Raw genomic sequence first — 300 nt, forward strand, 5'->3', positions numbered from 1 at the left:
CCGCAGGCCTGGCCCTCGGGCGTCTCGGCAGGACAGACGAGGCCCCAATGCGTATTGTGCAGCTGTCGGGGTTTGGCCAACTTCCCGTCTCGGCCAATTGGAGTATTGGTGCGTCTAAGATGAGAGAGTGTAGAAGCGAATGTATAGCGGTTAAGCACCTGGGAGACACCAGCAGTAGAGCTCATGGCTTTCTTCTGGTCACCCCAATTACCAGTTGCGAGAGAGTACTTAAGACCATTTGAAAGAGTACCAGGCTTAATACCAACAGCTAGGTTGAAATGGCGGTTTCCTTCAACGCAT

General features: G+C 53.0%; 1 protein-coding gene. It reads right to left on the reverse strand.

Annotated elements, in window-relative coordinates; genetic code table 11:
* Positions 1 to 185, reverse strand: a 185-nt coding sequence (locus tag GSQ79_RS30360; RefSeq protein ID WP_368669951.1) for a hypothetical protein, incomplete at its 3' end; no start/stop codon positions are given.
* Positions 186 to 300 lie beyond the last annotated feature (115 nt).

The organism is Beijerinckia sp. L45 (genome assembly GCF_009765775.1).
Taxonomy (GTDB): domain Bacteria; phylum Pseudomonadota; class Alphaproteobacteria; order Rhizobiales; family Beijerinckiaceae; genus RH-AL1.